Annotated in this window: 3 protein-coding genes; all 3 read left to right on the top strand. The window is 46.0% G+C overall.

The genetic code is table 11. The features are described from left to right. On the top strand, positions 1–1,199 hold a 1,199-nt coding region (locus HMPREF3139_RS08945; RefSeq protein ID WP_168160497.1), incomplete at its 5' end, for a VENN motif pre-toxin domain-containing protein. Then, entirely contained in the window at positions 1,120–2,076 is a 957-nt protein-coding gene (locus HMPREF3139_RS11115; RefSeq protein ID WP_283127018.1) for a DNA/RNA non-specific endonuclease, read from the top strand. The genes HMPREF3139_RS08945 and HMPREF3139_RS11115, both read left to right, overlap by 80 nt. Before the next feature lie 2 nt (positions 2,077–2,078). After that, positions 2,079–2,507 carry a hypothetical protein gene (locus tag HMPREF3139_RS08955; RefSeq protein ID WP_070461644.1) on the top strand — a complete coding sequence of 143 codons (429 nt, stop codon included), beginning with the start codon at positions 2,079–2,081 and terminating at the stop codon, positions 2,505–2,507. Positions 2,508–2,662 lie beyond the last annotated feature (155 nt).

Consider the following 2,662-nt stretch of genomic DNA (forward strand, 5'->3'; position numbering starts at 1 on the left):
CGTTGTTTGATGCGCAAGTTGCCGGGACGGTCGGACAGAATGCGGTGGAGAATAACTATCTGAGCAAAGAAGAAACCATCGAGTTTGAAAGAAGATTGGAACAATGCGCGATAGGCGATAAAAAATGTCTGGATGAAACATTTGCAGACGCCCGTATGCGCAGCGCAAAAAACCGCAATGATTTGATACTGCAATGCCAACGCGGAGGCGACCAAGATCCTGCGTGCGCCGCGAAAAAAGTTGAAATACGTGAAGGCTTGCAATATGTCACCAGTGAAGAATATGCGCCGCTTTATGCAAGCAGGCAGTATCCACCCAGAAGAAAATGGGCTCAACTTGAGCCTGTTACACAAACCGATTCTATTTCACCTAACCAAGCAGGAGACGATGCAAAAAACTTACCGGTCGTTACCGTTCTCCCCGATTGGATCGGCAAAGAAGGTTACAGCAGCCGGCACTTTATCATTTGGGAAAATATGACCGATATTGCCTATTTGGAGAGTGACCGTCAAAAAGCTGCCGATATCACCCATTATCTCGACGGCATTTCATTTAACCACACCAATCAGCGTAAGAGCCTGTTACGTCCGTCCGATTTTTGGTACACCCTTCGTGGCGCTTTCTCAGTAGGAAAATCGCCCCGTCTCGGCAATCTCCCCCAGCAGGTAGCTGATGGCCAACAGCCGGACAAACCATTTACTGAGCGGGCAGTTGAGAAAGTCTTCAGTGCCCCATTTGACATACGCGTTGCCGATCGTATCTTGATTGATACCGGAGAAGGCATTATCGGTCTCGGTGAAGGATTATGGAACGGAGGGAAGTACGTCATTCAAAATCCGGATCGGGTCTGGAATAAGCTGGAACAGTTGGCTACCAACCAAGAGGAGCGGGATAAAGTAATCGATTCTGCCGGTACAGCCATCCGGCACGAATGGAGCCTGTTCAAACGGCATAGCAGCAATTTCGGACATGCTGTTGCCAATGGCAATTTGGGTGATGCGGTCGATGACATGGAAACGGCTACAGCCAATGTAGGCGGTTTTATCGTTCCCGGAAAAGCTGCAAAACACGGTGGAGAAATCATCAGTAAAGGGGTTCGCTATGTAGGCGGGAATTTGGTTGGCGAAAGCGGGAGGGTTTGCGCGAAAAGTCGCAGACAACGGGAAGCAAGAGCTTCAAAAAATAAAGGAAGGCTTTGACAATTTCTGCCATGGTGCGCAATGCGGACTGGCCACACCGGAGGGTATCGGATTGCCGCACAGAGTGCAGCCTGAAAGCCCGTCTCTTCCAATGGAAAGCCGTGCGCACGGCAAGGGCGGCACCAAATCCGGCGCAACCGGCAAAGGCAGCACATCAGCCAAAGGAAGCGGGCAGCCCGAATCTTCGCCACCCAAAGGCGGCACGGCGGGAGAGAGGTTTGACAAAGCGGTAGGCAATGTTGCGGAGAAAGTCGGACAAGGGAATGCGGTATATGATCAGACCTTTGGCAAGCAGGGCGGAATCGGGCGTCTGGAAGAAAATGTGCACAACAAACAGCCTCCCGCCCGCAATAACCGCTTGAACACGAATAACTCGAAACTTCAGAATAGCACCCAAACTATTTCGTCTGATACAATTATCAAAGACGGATCGCATTTTGATCAGAAAGGAAAACTAAAACCAAATGTAACATATCAAGCCGGAGAGTTTGAATATATATACCAAACTGATCATCTTGGGCGGTTAAAAACATGGGAAGCACAAGAGCTTCAGTTAACCAAACGTTCCGACAGGCTTCATCATAACCCTAATACTCCGGGAAAACTCAGTGGTGATCATGCTGGTCATTTGGCGGGAGATAGATTTGGCGGGTCTCCAAAGTTGGATAATCTGGTATCCCAGCTTAGCGGAGTTAATTTAAGCAATTATAAAATTCTAGAAAATGAATGGGCAAATGCATTAATGGAAAAGAAACGCGTAACGGTAAATGTTGATATACAATACAAGGGAAATAGTTTAAGGCCAGATCATTTTGTTATTCAATATGAAATTGATGGCATTAAAAAAGTTGAAAAGATTTACAACACAGGAAAGTAAAAATGAAATTTGAAGATAAGATATCAGAAATACAAGAACGTATGCTTAGCTTGGCACTTGAATTTTCAGGAGAGGGGGTTACCGCTGTCTATATATATGGTGCAAGGGAAAGAAACGTATTGTCTTTTGATGCTTTTTTTAAAGTGGGTAATAAAATTATGAGAAAGGAGTCTTTTAATACAAAAGAGATTCAATGGCAGTTTCTTAATCTTGGAATGGAAGATTATTCGGAACTATGCTCTGTCTTTGCCGAGAATCATCAGGAAATTCCAACTCAGTTGAAACTCATATATGACAATGTAAATCAGAAAGCATCCGCTAATTATTCATATGAAAAATTTTTCTCGCATAGAGATGATTTAACACCGGGTAATATTTTTGAACAATGGTTTAAAGAAGAAAAGCAAAAAACAGAAAACCCGTATGGCTAATCATGATTCCATAATGCAGATTAAAGGCAGCCCGAAACCCCATTCAGGCTGTCGTTTGCATTTGGGCACGCTGGCTTTCAGCCTGCTGCTCGGTTTCGGTTCGGCTCTGATTGTGCCCGCCGCCGCAGCCGCAGCACGCAGGTGCAGGATGGCAG

This window comes from Neisseria sp. HMSC15G01 (genome assembly GCF_001808255.1).
GTDB classification, from domain to species: Bacteria; Pseudomonadota; Gammaproteobacteria; order Burkholderiales; family Neisseriaceae; genus Neisseria; species Neisseria subflava_A.